13 protein-coding genes are annotated in these 17,460 nt (G+C 43.2%); 4 read left to right on the forward strand and 9 right to left on the reverse strand.

All coding sequences use genetic code 11. From position 1 onward, the window contains the following. The first annotated feature begins 41 nt into the window (after window positions 1-41). Entirely contained in the window at window positions 42-1,406 is a 1,365-nt protein-coding gene (locus ACFOSV_RS08970; protein WP_377905585.1) for a sulfatase family protein, read from the forward strand. Between the two features lie 39 nt (window positions 1,407-1,445). On the opposite strand, the gene ACFOSV_RS08975 is transcribed toward ACFOSV_RS08970, so the two are convergent. From ACFOSV_RS08975 to ACFOSV_RS09005, 7 genes are all read right to left on the reverse strand, one after another. Further along, window positions 1,446-2,057, reverse strand: coding sequence for a protein-tyrosine-phosphatase (locus ACFOSV_RS08975; protein WP_377905587.1), 612 nt, complete (start codon window positions 2,055-2,057; stop codon window positions 1,446-1,448). Between the two features lie 10 nt (window positions 2,058-2,067). After that, complete coding sequence (locus tag ACFOSV_RS08980) at window positions 2,068-2,535, reverse strand: DUF6428 family protein (RefSeq protein WP_377905589.1); 468 nt, start codon at window positions 2,533-2,535, stop codon at window positions 2,068-2,070. Window positions 2,536-2,611: 76 nt separating this feature from the next. Continuing rightward, complete coding sequence (locus tag ACFOSV_RS08985; RefSeq protein WP_377905591.1) at window positions 2,612-2,941, reverse strand: ArsR/SmtB family transcription factor; 330 nt, start codon at window positions 2,939-2,941, stop codon at window positions 2,612-2,614. Between the two features lie 87 nt (window positions 2,942-3,028). Further along, entirely contained in the window at window positions 3,029-3,943 is a 915-nt protein-coding gene (locus ACFOSV_RS08990; RefSeq protein ID WP_377905593.1) for a hypothetical protein, read from the reverse strand. Between the two features lie 82 nt (window positions 3,944-4,025). After that, window positions 4,026-4,604 carry a hypothetical protein gene (locus ACFOSV_RS08995; protein ID WP_377905595.1) on the reverse strand — a complete coding sequence of 193 codons (579 nt, stop codon included), beginning with the start codon at window positions 4,602-4,604 and terminating at the stop codon, window positions 4,026-4,028. 192 nt (window positions 4,605-4,796) lie between these two features. Then, a complete protein-coding gene (locus ACFOSV_RS09000; protein WP_377905597.1) occupies window positions 4,797-5,519 on the reverse strand; it encodes an SDR family NAD(P)-dependent oxidoreductase in 723 nt (240 codons plus the stop codon). Between the two features lie 8 nt (window positions 5,520-5,527). After that, window positions 5,528-8,674: a PVC-type heme-binding CxxCH protein gene (locus tag ACFOSV_RS09005; RefSeq protein ID WP_377905599.1), complete on the reverse strand. Its 3,147-nt coding sequence runs from the start codon at window positions 8,672-8,674 to the stop codon at window positions 5,528-5,530. A 265-nt stretch (window positions 8,675-8,939) separates the two neighbouring features. Here ACFOSV_RS09005 and ACFOSV_RS09010 point away from each other — a divergent pair, with 265 nt between their 5' ends. Together ACFOSV_RS09010 and ACFOSV_RS09015 are read left to right on the forward strand one after the other, a co-directional pair. Then, window positions 8,940-11,615 carry a c-type cytochrome gene (locus ACFOSV_RS09010; RefSeq protein ID WP_377905601.1) on the forward strand — a complete coding sequence of 892 codons (2,676 nt, stop codon included), beginning with the start codon at window positions 8,940-8,942 and terminating at the stop codon, window positions 11,613-11,615. After that, window positions 11,615-12,424, forward strand: coding sequence for a 3-keto-disaccharide hydrolase (locus ACFOSV_RS09015; protein WP_377905603.1), 810 nt, complete (start codon window positions 11,615-11,617; stop codon window positions 12,422-12,424). Before ACFOSV_RS09010 ends, ACFOSV_RS09015 begins: the two co-directional genes overlap by 1 nt. Window positions 12,425-12,474: 50 nt before the next feature. On the opposite strand, the gene ACFOSV_RS09020 is transcribed toward ACFOSV_RS09015, so the two are convergent. Then, complete coding sequence (locus ACFOSV_RS09020; protein ID WP_377905605.1) at window positions 12,475-12,783, reverse strand: putative quinol monooxygenase; 309 nt, start codon at window positions 12,781-12,783, stop codon at window positions 12,475-12,477. Window positions 12,784-12,895: 112 nt separating this feature from the next. Next, complete coding sequence (locus ACFOSV_RS09025) at window positions 12,896-16,069, reverse strand: WD40/YVTN/BNR-like repeat-containing protein (RefSeq protein WP_377905607.1); 3,174 nt, start codon at window positions 16,067-16,069, stop codon at window positions 12,896-12,898. Between the two features lie 303 nt (window positions 16,070-16,372). Here ACFOSV_RS09025 and ACFOSV_RS09030 point away from each other — a divergent pair, with 303 nt between their 5' ends. Further along, complete coding sequence (locus ACFOSV_RS09030) at window positions 16,373-17,419, forward strand: aldose 1-epimerase family protein (RefSeq protein ID WP_377905611.1); 1,047 nt, start codon at window positions 16,373-16,375, stop codon at window positions 17,417-17,419. Window positions 17,420-17,460 lie beyond the last annotated feature (41 nt).

A 17,460-nucleotide genomic window follows, 5' to 3' on the forward strand; every position in this document is an offset into this window, starting at 1 on the left:
CACAGGTTACTTCTCACTTTCTTTTTGTAATTTGATTTTGTATGATCCTTCGAGCCCTAATACTTTTTTTTCTCCTTGCTCAAATACCATTTGCGCAAGCTCAGCAAAAGCCCAATCTGATTTTTATACTCACGGATGATCAGCGCTGGGATGCTTTGGGTTTTGCTGGGAATGAGATTATTCAAACCCCTGAAATGGATCGCTTGGCGAGGGAGGGTGTTTATTTCGAAAATGCCTTTGTGACCACTCCCATTTGTGCAGCCAGTCGAGCGAGTATACTCACAGGTCTCTACGAACGAACTCATGGATACACCTTTGGGCAGGAGTTTCAGGAGCGCTTCGCGCAAAGCTCCTATCCGACTTTACTTCGCGAAGCGGGGTATAACACTGCCTTTTTTGGGAAATTTGGTATTAATTATCCAGGTTTTGGAAATCTTTTTGATACAGGTGATAGCTACGATCGGAATGGTAAATTCGACGATAGACGTGGCTATTTTTATAAAACCATAGGTGAGGACACGGTGCATCTGACCAAATACACCTCCTATCAAGTGCAAGAATTTATCAAGGCTCAACCCAGTGATCAGCCCTTTGCTCTTTCGCTCAGTTTTTCTGCACCTCATGCACATGACCCGTCCAAGGAACAGTATTTCTGGTCGGAGGATGTGGATGCGCTCTATGCTGAAGTGACTTTTCCTGACCCACTTTTGAAGGAAGAAAAATATTTTCTTGATCAGCCTGAATATGTGCGAACTGGAGAGAATAGAACCCGCTGGTACTGGCGATTTGAAACTCCAGAGAAGTACCAACAAAGCATGAAGGGCTATTATCGGATGATCTCGGAAGTGGATCGGGAGATTGGTAGAATCCGGAAGGTGCTTGAGGAAAAGAGATTGGCAGATAATACGGTGATTATCGTGATGGGCGACAATGGGTATTTTCAGGGTGAGCGTCAGATGGCCGGAAAATGGCTAATGTATGAAAATTCCCTTCGGGTGCCATTAATCATCTATGATCCAAGAAATCCAAGGCAACGCACTGTTTCGGATTTCGCTCTAAATATTGATATAGCGCCTACTTTAGTGGATCTCGCGGGAGTTCGCGTACCGAAGAGCATGCAGGGGCTTAGTTTGGTCTCGAGTGATCTTGGCAGTAGGAAGGACTTTATCGCAGAGCATCTTTGGCAGGTGAAAATCATTCCGCCAAGTGAAGGGATCCGTACTGAGAAATGGAAATACTTCCGCTACATCAATGATCCTAGTCATGAGGAGCTGTATGACCTTTTAGCGGACCCATTGGAAATGAACAATCTTGCTACTGATCCAGCTTACAAGAAGCAGTTAAAATCTTTGAGAAAAAAGTTCGAGAAAAGGGCAGGGTTAATCTCTCGGTCCTCACCCCAATAAGCTTTATTTTTCAGTCGAAATCGGGATTAGCTTATTCTTTTATTCCCTTAAGCATCCGAAAACATAAAACATCTCACTCGCGATCTGTAGAGATCTTTCCTGATATTTTGAAGATTCAAATGGGGTATTGTCAAAGGCTTTGGGGTCCTCATAGCGAAGTGGGGTTCTTGCTTCGCTACCTGGGATAAAAGGGCAATTTTCATCCGCGTCCGCACAAGTCATCACAGCAGCAAATGCTTCCGAGGGATTGGCGATATCATCGTATAGCTTCGAAAAAGCAAGAATCAGTTCTTCTCCTTCGTTAAATTTGATTTCATATCTAGGGTTTCGTCTCCCAAAAGAAGCTATTTGAAAACCTTGTCGCTTCAATGTTTCCACGGCTCTAGAATTAAACTCAGTAACTTCCACACCTCCAGAAAATGCCTTTAAAGGTATTCCGAAATAGGCTGCGGCAGTTTGAGCCCAGATTTGAGCGAATTGTGACCTTCTAGAATTGTGGGTACAAATAAAATTCAATTGAGGGGTATGGCCTTGCTTCAGTATGCTCGCTACATAGTCTATGAGGGTTTGCAAAACGGCCTTCCTCTCTTCATTAATGGGCTGAGAAATGGCTAGCTGTATAGTCTCCTCCAGTTTTGGGAAAAGTATCATTTCGGGCACCTTAACAACAACCAGATCCTGGAGCGCAACAGTTTTCTGCTTGTAGACTTGAAAGTCTCACTCTTGGTTTTTGTTGCGGAATGCCGCATGATTCTCTGGCGAGACAGTCGGTATGCTTACTGGTGAGTAGGAAATTTTTTCCTTCATAATCCAATCCGTATTTCTCAATCGAGTTTCCTTGGTATTCCACTTCGATCTCCAGATCTGGAATCTCAAGGACTTTTTCCGACAGCTCAATGATCTTCAAAAGTTTTCTTGGATGAAGGCGATGATCGTAATCATCGGCATTCCAAAGTTGGAAGTTAACGACCTCTTCATTTCTTACCGTTCCACCGCAATCGATGAAATGTTTGGTGATTTTGCCCACTTCTGTCACATGGAAATGCTTGGGCACCAAGGTGCCATCTGGTAATTCAAAAGCGATAGTTTGGAGATCCTTTAGAGTGGTTTTGATTTCTGATAGTTTCATGTGCTAGGTTTTTAAGATTGTGAGCGCTATGATTTTGAAGAGGAATATTTTCGAAGAATATACGGCGAAAATAGATTTAGCAACAGTTATTTATCGCCAGGTCTTGGTCCAGAAAGTCATTCATGACTTTTTTCATTTTTGCCCAATTTTCCAGATCGATGCAATAACAAACGCTAGTACCTTCCACGGATCCTTTAATCAGTCCAAGTTGCTTGAGCTCTTTGAGATGCTGGGAGATGGTAGGTTGGGCTAGTCCGATTTCATTCACCAAATCCCCACAAACGCAGGCGTTAAGATCAAACAGATGCTGTAAAATGGCCACGCGAGCAGGATGCCCAAAAACTTTAGCAAATAAGGCTATTTGGTTTTGGCTGTCTGTAAAGATTTCAGTTTTAGCTAGTCCCATAAGATGAATCGGTTCATTGCAATATTACGATTAATTGAATCGCTTTCCAAACCCATCTTATTTTTTGTCATTAATTTCAGAGAAACATTAGAGCTTTTCCGTTTGCTTGGAGATCACGTTGAATACTTCCAATCCTTTGATCAATTCTAGCCTTTTTTCTCCACTCAGGAGGGAAAGGGAGTGGTCTTCAGCCCGACTTTCTCGGAATTTACTTTCGACAAATGCTTCTTTTGCCGTAAGTGCCTTAAACCGATCGGTCATCAAATCTTCTCGGATAAAATAGGCATTATTGCCTGCTAGATTACAAGCTACTAGTTTATAGCCTTTTCGTTCTGCCTCATGAGTTAATGCAGGTAAAGATGCACCAAAGTACAAGTTGCTATAGTGTTTTTTGGTTCGAACAAAAGTCGGGTCATACGGAACGGAAATAGCTCTTTCCTTTCCGAAAACAGCGTTATATTCCAGGACTAGGATGGAAGGATTGTATCGCTCAAAATCAATGGTCTCGAGAATATAGTAGTCATTTCCATCCAGATCGATGTGGAGAAGGCCGAGGTTTGAGAAGCCACTATATGAGAGCAGTTCATTGATATTGTTTTTATCTATAAATGCAGCTTTCTTTTCTAAAGCATGTTTCCAATACCAGCTTTGACCTCCAAGACGATTCATAGCATTCGCAGATCCATCCATCACATAGCCCGACCAATTGTTATTCAGCAATAAGAATCGCGTGTTTGACTCCATGTAATCCTCAACACCAAACTCAATGAATGTTTCATTTTCGATTTCCACATGTTTAATCAAGTACTGAATGATCCCATCGTCGCCAAATTGACTGAAAATCTTGAACTCATAGTCATGAATGTTTGATGAATTCATCAGGTATTGCTGCTTGGACAGCAATGCACCCGTCGCTAGGAGTTGCTCATCGTGGTAGTCTCTAGCCCAGTGAGCTAAACTCGAAAATAGACTCTTGAAACCCCTTCTTAATTTATTGATCATTTGAATTCTAGATATAGCTTTCAAAAATATTTATTAGTGATTGTTAGATGCTCAAAAACTTCAATTGATTCTTCCACAATATTCACCAAGCCAAAACTCCGATGTCCACAATACTTGCCAGCCAACCAATTAGTCCAACGACGTATATCATGGCAATAATTAAATTAAATCTCTCTGAGTTGATTTTCAGTCCAAGGATGAAAAAAACTAGCCACACACCTAGGGTGCCATATTGTCCAATATCCCATGGGACTGCTGCATAATAATGCTCGAAAACTCCATCCAAAGCATCCACAATGACAAAAAATATACCCAGCAGATAAAACTTTTTACGGTTGTCCCAAAAATGAATTTTGAAGTCAGTCACTTCCTCGCCCCGTACAGGAAAAAGCAATCCACACATCAAATTTGTCACTGTGGCATAGGCGATAAGATTGAGAAAGTGCAGGGTGCTCATGTTATTCAAAGGAGCCAAAGCAAAGCTACTCAGCCAAACCAAAGTAACAGTGATTAGCATATTTGCAACCCATATCAAGTGGATCGGATAGATTTTGGTTTTTACACGGGCATCTAAAATCAGCGATACTCCACCCAGTAAATGGACAATGGCCATACCTAAAATAATGGAGATAAAAACGGCCGCATGTGAAAAAATATTCATCGCTTATTTTCTGACATAGAATGGAAAGTACAAAATAAAAAATATTGTAAGACCTGATCCTCGAAAGTTGCCGAAAGGAAATCGATTAATTAAAAAACATCGCTGTCAAATAATAGGGTTTCGAGACGAATTTGGTCCTTCTGCTAGCATATAATCCATGTTTTTGCCAATTCTGTTTTTATACGACCAATCTTAAAGGACTATCCCAGACATATCTTGCAGCAAGTGGATCAAGTTTTTCTGATAAATAGAATCCTTCACCACCTCATGACTTTGCCGAATTCGTTTATGCTTAAAATACTCCCCAGAGACTTTGGTTGAAGGAGAATCGATGCCCGCTAGCCAAACCTGAGTTTCGGCGCCTGCATCCAAATCTTCTGGGGCATTTGCTCCACCCATTTTTGTGGGCACCCAGCCTGGATCTACTGCATTTACATAACTATTTGGAAATTTATCCGCCACGATTCGCATCAAGGTGGTTAGCATGAGCTTCGAGTCTGAATAGGTCAATTGGTTTAGTGATTCAGGTTTGAAAACGGGCTTTCCTCCCTTGTGCATCCCAGAACTAAGATAAATCAAGTGCTCAGGCATTTCAATCAAGGCTGTAAGGACGTAAGGAGCTAGCACATTAATTTGAAAAAGGGAAGGAGCTTCTGCATGATATACTCCGGCATTATGAATAATCGTATCCATTTTCCCCAACTCATTGACTTGGTTTGCCAAGGATTTTACTTGATCCATTTCAGCTAAATCTGCAATGCAAATTCCTTTGGATCCTCTGATTTTTTCAAGGGTGGCGGTAGCTCTTGCCTCATTTCTCGCATGCAAAAAGACCTCGTGCCCTTGAGTGATTAGCTTTTCAGCTGCTAGTTTACCTAAGCCATCAGAGCTCCCAGTGATGAAGATTTTGGACATGCTCTAGTCTATTTTTCCAAAGGATGTATTTCCAGTAATTCCTTGGCCGTCCAAAATCCTTCTTTATTTGCCGTTTCGGCCCGAACTTGCTTCACAAGTTCCGGGGTAACAGCTGAAGCTTCATTGCCGAAAGAATTCCGCACATAGGTGACCACGGCAGCCACCTCCGTGTCGTCTAGCATTCCTTTGTAAGGCGTCATGGGCACCTGACCTGGGTAGGTTTTGTCTCCAACCGTAATAGGTCCAATCAGACCATTTAATACGATCTTGATCATTCGCTCCGCACTGCCAGTTACCCAAGGAGTACCTCGAAGTGGTGGAAACTGTGAGGCGGAAAGCCCTCCTCCATCTGATTGGTGGCAGGTGCTACAAAATCCATCTCGAGCATAGATTTCTTTACCAAGAATATACAGCTCGCGTTCTGATCCTTTGAGATTGGATTTGATATCCTCTTCTTTTTTCTCAGTCACGGATAGGCCGCTTAAGTGTGCGACTGCTGTTTCAAAGGTTCCTCGAAGCCAAGTTTCGTCCAATGGCTGCGATTCTGCAACCTGCAGCACCTCCAAACCATCAGCCTGGGGTAGCCAGCTGGCAGCAACTACAGCCTCCATTCTGACATGTCCATTGAGGTCTTTGGCAGCCGCCTTGAGGAGTTCGGTTTGATTATTTAGCTGATGACCTGTGTATCTCACCACTCTCGTAGCAGCAGCTCGAACTTTGTGATCCTCTGATTTTAGCAATTCAGCCAATAGATTTTGGTTTACCAAATTATTTCCCCAACTGACCCAAAGGGCTTCCAAGCGATGATGCTCATAGTCAGGATCATTGGGATCGAGGTCTGCAAGCCAGTTTTTGGTTGCTTGATCCACTTCTTGCTGATCTCGTCCTCTTAGTTCGCGACGTGTTCTGTAGCGCGTACGATATTCCGGTAATTTCAGGTTGTCCAAAAGTTCTGGGACACTAGCTCCGTCAATTTTAGCTGGCGTCACCAAAGGCCTGCTGGGATAGGTCACTCGGTAGATTCGACCATGCACATGATCTCTAAGTGGATCTCGTGCATTGTGCTGCATATGCCCAATCAGGATATTGTGCCAATCCACAATATAGAGCGATCCATCCGGAGCGAATTCCATGTCCACAGGTCGGAAATTTCTATCTGTGGAGTACACCAAATCTTGTCTCCATTTGCTATGAAATCCCACTTCATCCTCGATCATTTGATGCTGCTTAGTGCCGAGGAAACCAATGGTGTTATTGATGATCATATCGCCCTGCACTTCATCCGGAAAGTGTCTGCTGGAGATAAACTCCAAGCCTGATGTAGGCCGTACCATCTGGGCTTTCTCAATCAGGTTTGGACCTTTATAATTCGCATTTCCATAGCGGGGTAAGGTCGATCCAGGAAGCATCCAATTGACATTAGGTCCTGAAGTTTCAGCATAAAAATTCTGTCCCCATCGGTCAAAGGCAATTCCCCAAGGATTCGGAATATTCACTTGATTGACTCGCTCAAGCTGATGTCTTTGAGGCTGATAGCGGTAAAATCCGCCATTTGTGGCTCGAACTGGCCCGTACGAAGTTTCGACATTGGTGTGTAAGAAAACACCTTCTGCCATATAAATAGCGCCCGATTCATCGGTCGTAAATGCTGAAATGGCATGATGTGTATCGTGATCATCAAATCCACTGAGCAGGATTTCCTTGCGGTCGGCCTTGTCGTCCCCATTTTCATCGATGAGAAGGATAAGGTCATTTCCCTGAGAAACATAAACACCCTCTGCCGCCAATTCAAAACCTACTGGAATATGTAAATCTTCAGAGAATGTGGTTTGCTTATCTGCTTTCCCATCATTGTCAGTGTCTTCCAAAATGATCAGTTTATCCTTAGGCCGTGGATCTCCTGGCTTGTAATGCGGATAGCTGGGCATAGTCGCGACCCAAAGTCTTCCCTTGTTGTCAAAAGAAAGTTGTACAGGATTGGCCAAATCTGGAAATTCAGCTTCTGAGGCGAACAGCTCAATTTTATAGCCTGGTGCGGTTTTGATTTCCGCTAGTGCGTCTTCTCCATAAAGATATTCCAAAGATCCATTTGCCTCTGGATTATAGTTGGTTTCTACCTCCGGTAAAGTTCTTGTCTTTGCATCTGCAGCAGCCAAATCCATGCTCTCTCCATTAGTCGCCATCCAGATTGCAGTATCCCGAATGGCTGTCATTTGTCTGATTTTTTCTAGTTCAAAGGGATAATTATCCGGTCCAAAAGGGTCATATCTCCGTCCAAAGACATGAACTCCATTTGGGATTTTGTAGTCATTGTGCCAAAGCCAGTTTTTCTCTTTTACCGCTTCTGCCACCATCGCGCGATCTATAGATGGAGATGGATTTCCTCCAAAAAGTTCATCAGCCAAAAGTTCGGCAAGAAGCTCATATCCTTTGGCATTCAGTTGTGATCCGTCAATGGTTAGCGGTTCGTCGTTTGATTCGTACCATTTCTGACTTGCGGTGAAGGCGTCTACCCATGGGATGTTGTTGTTTTTCGCGACTTCTTTAATTACTTCTGTGTAGTCTTGAAGCAATTCATTTTGTGTGTCTCCGCTAGGCACATCGAGATCAGCAGAGCGATCCTCCATGGCGATTGGAGATACTAAGGCCAGTTTTGGAATCGTGTCACCGTTGTATTTTTGTCTAGAACTGTGTTTTACCCATGCATCCAACTCAGCCTTAAAGTTTTCAAGTCCAGCTTTTCCTTGAAAGGATTCATTAAACCCAAAAAAACCAATTATAACATCTGCCTCAAGTCTGGTCAACCACTCGTCCGGCTTCTCTAAAAAGCCCTGACTGCCAGAAGGAGTGGCGTATTCGTCTTGAAACTGCTCCGCTCCAGGGAAGGCCCAAGGGTCATTCGTGCCAGATCGAGGTCTAAATCCAGGCGTATCTCCAGGGTCACACATGTTTCGGATGATTAAGTCTTGTTCAGGAAATCGCGTGTACAATTCCGTTTCAAAATCCCCATAGTGCATCATCCGTGAGCCTAGATTATTCCCCACTAATGCGATGGTGGTGTTTTTTTCAAGGGATAGCTTCTCGGGCTGGCTACATCCGAAGGCAAGACCAATGATGATTAGTAAGCTTAACTTTTTCCAAAGGGTGGGGTTCATGTCAATTTTTTTAAGCGATAATTTAAAAAAGCGAGTTTTCTAAATGAGAAATATCCTGTCGCATCCTGATTTGTTGTGTTTGTCGGGACAGAACAGGATTGATTTCCTTAAAATATCGAGTTTATTTCTTTCCATATCAATTCATAGATAGGATTTCATTCAAAACCACTCTATTCTGTTGTACATTTTTTTTGGACGGTAGAATCTTTGGAAGCTTTTTACTATAGATTTTCTATTTTAACAAGATCAAAACTATTTTCTCCCTATGCATATTTTAAAGTACAGTCTCCAGTCCTTCTTAGCACTTGCGTTGATTTTCGTAGCGTTTTCCTGTACGACTGACAGTCCAGAAAAGCCACTTGACCCTAAGGTGGCCAAGCTTAAACTACCGGAAGGATTCAAAGCAGAGCATATTTATAGCCCTGGTGATTTGGATCAAGGGAGTTGGGTGGCCATGACCTTTGATGATAAAAATCGGCTGATCACAGCGGATCAGTATGGATTTCTCTATCGACTCGAGATCCCTGAGATTGGTTCAGACTCTTTAGCTCCGAAAATAGAGCGTCTAATCGTTGGTAATGTAGAAGCACCTCAAGTGGGAATGGGCTATGCACAGGGTTTGCTTTATGCATTCAATAGCATCTATGTGATGGTGAATCACAATGGAAATGAGACCTTCAAAGAAAGTACAGGACTCTATAGAATTCAAGATTTAGACGGGGATGACCAATACGAAACGGTCACTACCATCAAACTTTTTAGCGGAGAGCCCGGAGAGCATGGGCCGCATAGCATCAAGCTTTCACCTGACGGCAAATCGCTCTATATGGTGGCTGGAAATCACGTGGATGTTCCCGAAATGGATGCTTATCGACTGCCTCCAGTCTGGGAGGAGGATAATCTTTTTCCAGAAATCAAGGATCCTCGAGGCCATGCTAATTCACGAATGGCTCCAGGTGGCTGGGTGGCCAATTTTAGCCCAGATGGATCTTATTTTGAGTTGATTTCGGCCGGGTATAGAAATCCTTTTGATATCGCATTCAATGAAGCTGGTGACCTCTTTACCTATGATTCGGATATGGAATGGGATTTTGGGATGCCATGGTATAGACCCACTCGGATCTGTCATGTGACTAGTGGATCAGAATATGGCTGGAGAACAGGGAATCAGAAATGGTCTCCTCTTTTCCCAGATAATCTTCCTGCGACTCTAAATATCGGGCAAGGTTCGCCAACTAATGTGATGTTTGGGACAGGAGCAGCTTTTCCTGAAAAATATCAAAATGCGCTTTATGCATTTGACTGGAGTTTTGGGATTATTTATGCCTTCGAACTCACTCCAAATGGGGCAACTTACGACGCAAAGGCCGAAGAATTTATTTCAGGTTCTCCACTTCCTCTGACTGACGGGATTATAGGTCCGGACGGGGCAATGTATTTTATGACTGGAGGACGTAGACTTGAATCGGACCTTTACCGAGTGTATTATGATGGAGAAACTTCCACTACGAAAAACACACTCAAAGCAGAAGATCTTCCGGAAGAAAACAAGCTTAGACGTCAACTTGAGAAGTTCCACAAAGCGGGTGGAGGTTCGGAGGGGCTAGAATTAGCCTGGGCTAATTTGGATCATCCAGATCGCTTTGTTCAATATGCGGCACGGATCGCACTAGAACATCAGCCTATGGATTCATGGAAATTGAAAGCTCTAGAAGAACAAAATCCTACGAAGCTTACACAGGCTATAATTGCGATGTCACGGCACAGCGAAAAAGGCTCAGGGACTCCCATGCTTCAGGTCTTGATGGGAATTGACTATGCTGCATTGACTGATAAGGAAAAGCAAGATTTGCTTCGAGCATTTGAGTTGATCCTATACAGACAAGGAGAGCCAAGCGGAGCTGTTAAATCTCAATTAATCGCCTACTTGGATCAAAATTTCCCGGCAAACAACAATAACTTGGATAGGGAGCTAAGCAAGTTGCTGGTTTATCTCGATGCACCAAATGCTGTTGAAAAAACATTGGCATTACTTAAGAATGCCAAAGATGATCCAGACTACCAAAAAACCTTTACTTCCTCCTCGGATTTGATCATGAGAAATCCTCAATACGGATTGGATATCGCGAATATGCTTGCCAATGTGCCACCGGCACAGCAGACCTATTTGGCCACGGTTTTAGGAGGAGCAAAGACAGGCTGGAATGATGAGTTACGCACGGAGTATTTCTCTTGGATTCAGGATGCCTTCAAATATAAGGGAGGAAGAAGTTATGTGGGCTTTATCGATCGAGCTAGAAAAATGGCGTTGGCAAAGGTGCCACAGTCGGAATTTGATAAATACAATGAACTGTCTGGTGCTGCAATGCTGACTAGCAGTGGTAATGATCTTGTCAATTCAGATATCCAACCAGAAGGTCCGGGTAGAAGTTGGACCGTGGAAGAGGCCTTGCCAGTTGTGGGAAATCTAACTGGGCGTGATTTAGCTCGAGGAAAAGCTATGTATGCGGCGACTCTTTGTCTTTCTTGCCATACTATGCAAGGGGAGGGTGGTAATATAGGTCCGGATTTAACTCAGCTCGGAACTCGGTTTTCTCCAAAGGATATTTTGAATGCCACCATCAATCCTAGCGATGAGATCTCAGAGCAATATGAAGCCACCATTTTGGAATTGAAAGCCGGAGGTTCTGTGGTTGGGAGATTGACCAATGAAGATGACAGCAATTACTATGTATCACAAAACCCCTTCGCTCCAGATGACATTCGAACCGTCGCAAAAGCGGATGTGAAAAGTACAAAAGTCAGCGAAGTTTCGATTATGCTTCCAGGTATGATCAATCGACTGAATGAGGAAGAGCTCAAGGATTTGATGGCTTATCTTATTTCTGGAGGAAACCCCGATCATGAAGTATATCAGAACAATACTTTAAGTCAGAAATAATGAAAGGGATTTTGGGTAAGTACTTACTCCTTGAGCTGGTGGCCTTAATAATGGGTTTGGGGTATTTTGGATTAAAAAATTTCCATGCCCCCGAGTCATCATCGGGGACACAAACTGCCAAACCGAGCTTTGAGCCGAATCAGGATGGTTTCAAATCTATTTTTGATGGAAAAACATTGGAGGGTTGGGAAGGTGATCCGACCTACTGGTCTGTGAAAGATGGCGTGATTGTAGGTGAAATCACACCAGAGACTAAGCTGGAAGCCAATACATTTTTGATTTATCAGGAAGTACTGAGAGACTTTGAACTGAAAGCTGAATTCCGCATTTCCGAAAACGGGAATTCTGGAATTCAATACAGAAGCGAGCGTGTAGAGGGAGTGCCTTTTGCCTTACGAGGCTATCAAGCAGATATAGATGGGAAAAACACTTATACAGGTCAAAATTACGAGGAACGGAAACGGACTACTTTGGCCTACAGAGGCCAAAAAACTAGAATTAATTCGCAGCCCGATGGCATGAGTATTGACGACTACGAGGAGAGAAATGCCTGGAAAGGACTGAATTTAGAGTCTGAGTTGGGAGATCGTGATGAGCTGGGTACCAAGATCAAAAAGCAAGACTGGAATGAAATGCACTTGATCATCAAAGGTAATGTACTCAAGCATTATGTAAATGGTATCCTAATGAGCGAGGTTCATGACGAAGATGCCAAAAATCGAATGATGTCTGGGCTACTCGGAATGCAGGTGCATGTTGGTCCACCGATGAAGGTGGAGTATAGGAATTTGATGCTAAAGAAGATGTGAATAAGCCTTATGTCAAGGCCATCTCTCAAGACTTTTGAATTAAATTTTTTCTATTTAATGAGATCTGAAACCTTCCAAAAAGTAATATCAGGTGGTCCTGCCAAGAAATTCACGGAATTGGCCTGGAAATCCTTGATATAGGCTGTATTCATGTGCTCGGTATTGTAATAGTTTTCGTCCTCCCATTCTTCGTAAAGCAAAATGTTGCTGCTGTCTTTGGGATCAACGTGAATTTTAATAGAGACAAAGTGGGGTTCTTCTTTCACTTGATTGGCAAGCTTTGTTAATTCTGAGACGGCATAAGAACCCTTATCTGGTTGACTCTTGAATCTCAGAAGTACGATTACATTTTCATTCATAACTAGTTTAGTTTTTTTTGAAAGAGAATACTTTTTCGGGTATGGGTGTCATCCCTCTACCAATTGATAGAGAAATGACTTGAGCATTTATTGAAAGATGCATTAGCACCTACTACAAACCTGTTTTTTCTAGATCGATTCGTCTGTTCTGTTTTTCCAAAGCCTCGTTAAATTCCTTGATATCTGTATTGATGAGTTCGTTAAATTGCTTCACGGCAGCTTTTAGACGTTCGTCCAAAATTTCATAAACCTCACCCTGCTGATTGGTTGGTTTGAAATCAATACCACTCGAATTGATATCGGATGCCAAAGCACTAAGTCTTCCATAAAGTTTAATAGGAGAGCGGAAGGCGTCTTCTCTTGCACCTGTTAATTGAATATCATAAAGCTTGGAAGCGATGTCCTCGGCTGAAGATTTCAATCTGACTGCTTCTTGAATAGTGACTTTGTCTCCACCTTCTGCGATAATATCTTCTAGTTCTTTTCGCAGCAATTCCACAGTATTGATGTTGCTAACAGCAAGATTCATTGCATCTCTGAGTTGAAGAGAAAACTCTACCTGTGCTTGAATATCATCAATTGTACCCTCTGCTTCTGGATCTTTGAGTACATTGAAATATTCGCTTGTTCGTGTTGTTTCTTTTCCCTCCATATCAGAAAGCACCAAGGTAGCTTCATATCGCCCAGGGACAACTCGTGGACCATTTTGCCCTGCCATCAAGTCAAGGTCCCATTGCACGAGTGGACGCCAGCCTTCTCCGTTCAATTGCACCCAGGGTCTTCCAGGAGGCTGTACTCGTAACTTAGGCTGGAAAGTGGGCTCATATCGTAAATCCCATGTAGCTCTGTTGGCTCCTTCATTTGTTCTCGCGTCCAGCGTCCTGACCAGATCACCATTGCTATCTCTAATTTCTATACTGGCTTTTCCTTCATGAGTCTGAGGGATATAATAATTTAAACTTGCTCCATATTGAGGGTTTCTGCCCGAATTAAAGCTCTGACCATCTGTTTTGATGTTTTCTTTATCGTTAAATCGCCAAGCATCTCGGATATCGAAAAAGGCAACATCATTTTTTCGATCTAAGCTTCTAACTGCTGAGAGATCATCTAAGATGTAATATCCTCTGCCATACGTGCCCACAACCAAATCATCGAAACGCTCTTGAATTTCAAGCCAATAAACAGGTGCCGGAGGCAAATTTAGCTTGAGTTGATTCCAACTTGATCCATCATCATGTGAGACGAAGATACCATTGTCTACACCTACATAAAGCATCCCTTGTCTTTTGGGGTCCTCTTTTACCACATGAACAAAACTTGACTCGGAACTGGGTATGCTATTCGAAATTTTAGTCCAGGTTTGCCCATAGTCGGAGGTTTTGAAAATGTAGGGATCGAAATCACCCATTTGGTGTAAGTCTACGGTAATGTAAGCTGTAGCCTTATCATATCGGGAAGGCTCAATATTCGCAATTGTACCCCATTCAGGAAGATTTGGGATGTTTTTCGTCAAGTTTACCCAGTCTTCACCTCCATTTCTGGTGAGTTGGACTTGACCGTCATTGGTACCCACCCAGATTACTCCGGCTTCAAACTTCGACTCTTCGATCGCAAATAAAGTAGAGCCATCAAAGGTCATCAGGTTATCAATAGCCACACCGCCCGAATTTTGCTGGTGACTTTTCAGATTTAAGGTCAAATCAGGTGAAATCACTTGCCAGCTTTGCCCACCGTCGTCAGTTTTGTGCACAAATTGACTTCCTACATAGACTCTTCCTCGGGTATGTGGTGAGTGGCTCAAAGGAAAATTCCAATGCCATCGGTACTTCATATCCGCAGGAGCCCAGCCATACCCAGCTTCTGGCCATACTCGCACATCACGAGAGTGACCGGTTCGAAGATCGTGACGATCTAGACCACCATCATAGCATCCTGACCAAATGATATGATTATCAACTGGGTCAGGTTTAGCAAAACCACTTTCACAGCCTCCAACCCCTTTCCAAAGTCCCAATGGAATATAGCCGGCGAGTGAATTACTTGGCCCCATGTAGGACCATCCATCTTGCCTGTTTCCAAAGACATTGTAGGGAATCTGATCATCCACTGCTACATGGTACATCTGCGCAATGGGTAGAACCACTCGCTGAAAAGATTTCCCATGGTTGTAAGTGATACTTACTCCTCCATCATGAGCCACCATGTAATGGTCGGGATTAGTAGGATTGATCCAGATGTCGTGATTATCTCCTCCGCCTCGTGGCGGACGGCTATTACGGGTTTTCCCTCCGTCCAAAGAATGAGTGAATCGAACGGTCATGGAGTATATTTCATCAGGATCTCCTGTATTCACTCTTAGTCGAGTGTAATAGGGTGCTCTCTCATTCCAGTCATGATCCTGACTCATCAGTGTCCAACTCATTCCCTTATCTTCCGAGCGCCAAACTTCAGGACTTTCGGCTTCAAATAGAGCATAAATAATGTTTGGGTTGCTATAAGAAACATCAACAGAGGTTTTGCCTACTGGACGATCCTTGCCAAAGGGTAAACCGTATTTATTCAAAGGCTCCCAACTATCTCCGCCATCGGTGGATTTATAAATACCACTTCCTTCTCCACCAGATCTCAGCCCCCAAGTATTGATGTGAATGGACCACATCGCCGCATATATGATGTCTGGATTGGATGGATCAATAGCCAAATCCGATACTCCTGTTCCTTCATCGATAAATAGAACTTGCTCCCAAGTATCACCTCCATCCTTTGTTCGATACACACCTCTTTCCTGTTGAGGACCATACGTGTGACCTAGCGCACCAGCGAAGACGGTTTTAGGATCTTTCGGATGAACAATGACTCGGCCGATTCTTCCTGTTTTTTCTAATCCTTTATGTTCCCATGTTTCACCGCCGTCCGGTGAAAAATAGATTCCATTGCCCATGGCATGCGCGGGTCGGATCACAAAAGTTTCTCCTGTTCCAACCCAGACTTGTTTTGGGTCCGATGGTGCTAGATCAATCGCAGCGACCGAGGACACGTTTTGATCATCAAAAATGGGTCGCCAATTGATTCCCATGTCGTCAGTTTTCCAAAGACCTCCTGAAGCAGCACCAATGTATGCAACTTCTGGATTATCTCGCTCTGCAATGACTGCAATAGCACGATTTCCCTCAGGTCCGATAAATCTAAAATTGTGGCCGTTGAGCTGAGCGTCAAGTGATTGCTGAGCTTGGGTCGTTTCGAAGAAAAGCAATAAGGTGAGGACGAAAAAAAATATGTTTTTCATGGTGAAGGGTTTGGGTGGTGAATAAAGAAAGGGTTGAATTAGATTTCAAATCAAAATACTACTTTTTCTTCAATACGAATATTCTCTGGAAGTACTTCCATTGCCCTTCTTTTGAAAAAAGGAGATGATCTAAGAAGTGGTTCGAGATAAAGATTAAGGTATAGGTCAACACTTTTTGACGGATAGCTTAAAATGCTTCCCTTTTTTTTTCTAACTTATTGATGAAGCTTTTCGGCAACCCTTATACCGCAGGATAGTCTGCAAAGGCCTTTTTTTTAGATTGATTTCCTTTAAAAACCCAAAATGAACCCAAAAGATCTTTCCAGCTGGAAGTCCAAAATCTCTAACTCACATCAATTGGGTGGAATCGAAACTTCGATTGTAGATAATGGAGGAGGAAAGGGAACACGAATCGCATGGATAAATACGGGCTCGGGTTTGAGATTCAAGGTGGTTTTGGATCGTGGGATGGACATAGTGGACGCATTTTTCAATGAAAACAGCCTGGCTTGGATTTCTCATGCCGGTATCACTTCTCATCAACCTTTTTCTGACCAAGGAATCAATTGGCTCAAAACATTCGCTGGCGGATTATTAACTACCTGCGGACTTTCATCTATGGGTCCTCCAAATGGGGATCACGGCCTACACGGGCGATACGCTAATTTGCCGGCTGAATTGATCAGTGTGAAGCAGCCTGACATTTTCTCGGGAGATTTGACCTTTGAGTTGGTAGGTAAAATAATGGAAACCAGTACGTTTGGTCCTAGTCTGGAACTTATCCGGAAAATTTCTGGACGATTGGGTTCTCCTGAAATTCATGTTTCCGATTCGGTTAGAAATCTCGGGAATACCGCTGCTCCACTGATGCTGCTTTATCATATCAATTGTGGCTGGCCATTGATCGATGAGGGAACGCGGATTGTGTGGAAGGGAGAATTAAGGCCTACAGGGCATGAAGCGAAAACTTCTGATTTCAATCGGAAACATCAATTCAAAGTTTGTCCTCCTCCCCTGGACGAGCACGCTGGTTTTGGGGAAGACGTCGCTTTTATTGATCCCCAGACCGATTTAGACGAGCTGTTGACTTGTGGCTACGCCAATGATGAGGCCAAAATCGCCTTGAAAATCCAATTTTCTAAAAAGCAATTGCCTTGGCTTATCCATTGGCAGCACATGGCTAAAGGAGAATATGTAACCGCTTTAGAACCAGCCACACATCCACCCATTGGCCAAGCAAATGCTCAGGAAGATGGAAGCTTGATCTTGCTCCAGCCAGGTGAAAAAAGAGAGTTCGAGCTGAAAATGGAAGTGTTGACGGGGGAAAAAGTGAAAGAATTTAACATGTAAAATGAAGAATATAAAATGGTCGAAGAAGCTAAGGCTCCTGA

It is taken from the genome of Algoriphagus namhaensis, from assembly GCF_042649705.1.
GTDB classification, from domain to species: Bacteria; Bacteroidota; Bacteroidia; order Cytophagales; family Cyclobacteriaceae; genus Algoriphagus; species Algoriphagus namhaensis.

Bases quoted from the DNA above. Each gene is read 5' to 3' on its own strand.
- ACFOSV_RS08970 (WP_377905585.1), top strand. From the start codon at position 42: ATGATCCTTCGAGCCCTAATACTTTTTTTTCTCCTTGCTCAAATACCA.
- ACFOSV_RS08975 (WP_377905587.1), bottom strand. From the start codon at position 2,057: ATGATACTTTTCCCAAAACTGGAGGAGACTATACAGCTAGCCATTTCT.
- ACFOSV_RS08980 (WP_377905589.1), bottom strand. From the start codon at position 2,535: ATGAAACTATCAGAAATCAAAACCACTCTAAAGGATCTCCAAACTATC.
- ACFOSV_RS08985 (WP_377905591.1), bottom strand. From the start codon at position 2,941: ATGGGACTAGCTAAAACTGAAATCTTTACAGACAGCCAAAACCAAATA.
- ACFOSV_RS08990 (WP_377905593.1), bottom strand. From the start codon at position 3,943: ATGATCAATAAATTAAGAAGGGGTTTCAAGAGTCTATTTTCGAGTTTA.
- ACFOSV_RS08995 (WP_377905595.1), bottom strand. From the start codon at position 4,604: ATGAATATTTTTTCACATGCGGCCGTTTTTATCTCCATTATTTTAGGT.
- ACFOSV_RS09000 (WP_377905597.1), bottom strand. From the start codon at position 5,519: ATGTCCAAAATCTTCATCACTGGGAGCTCTGATGGCTTAGGTAAACTA.
- ACFOSV_RS09005 (WP_377905599.1), bottom strand. From the start codon at position 8,674: ATGAACCCCACCCTTTGGAAAAAGTTAAGCTTACTAATCATCATTGGT.
- ACFOSV_RS09010 (WP_377905601.1), top strand. From the start codon at position 8,940: ATGCATATTTTAAAGTACAGTCTCCAGTCCTTCTTAGCACTTGCGTTG.
- ACFOSV_RS09015 (WP_377905603.1), top strand. From the start codon at position 11,615: ATGAAAGGGATTTTGGGTAAGTACTTACTCCTTGAGCTGGTGGCCTTA.
- ACFOSV_RS09020 (WP_377905605.1), bottom strand. From the start codon at position 12,783: ATGAATGAAAATGTAATCGTACTTCTGAGATTCAAGAGTCAACCAGAT.
- ACFOSV_RS09025 (WP_377905607.1), bottom strand. From the start codon at position 16,069: ATGAAAAACATATTTTTTTTCGTCCTCACCTTATTGCTTTTCTTCGAA.
- ACFOSV_RS09030 (WP_377905611.1), top strand. From the start codon at position 16,373: ATGAACCCAAAAGATCTTTCCAGCTGGAAGTCCAAAATCTCTAACTCA.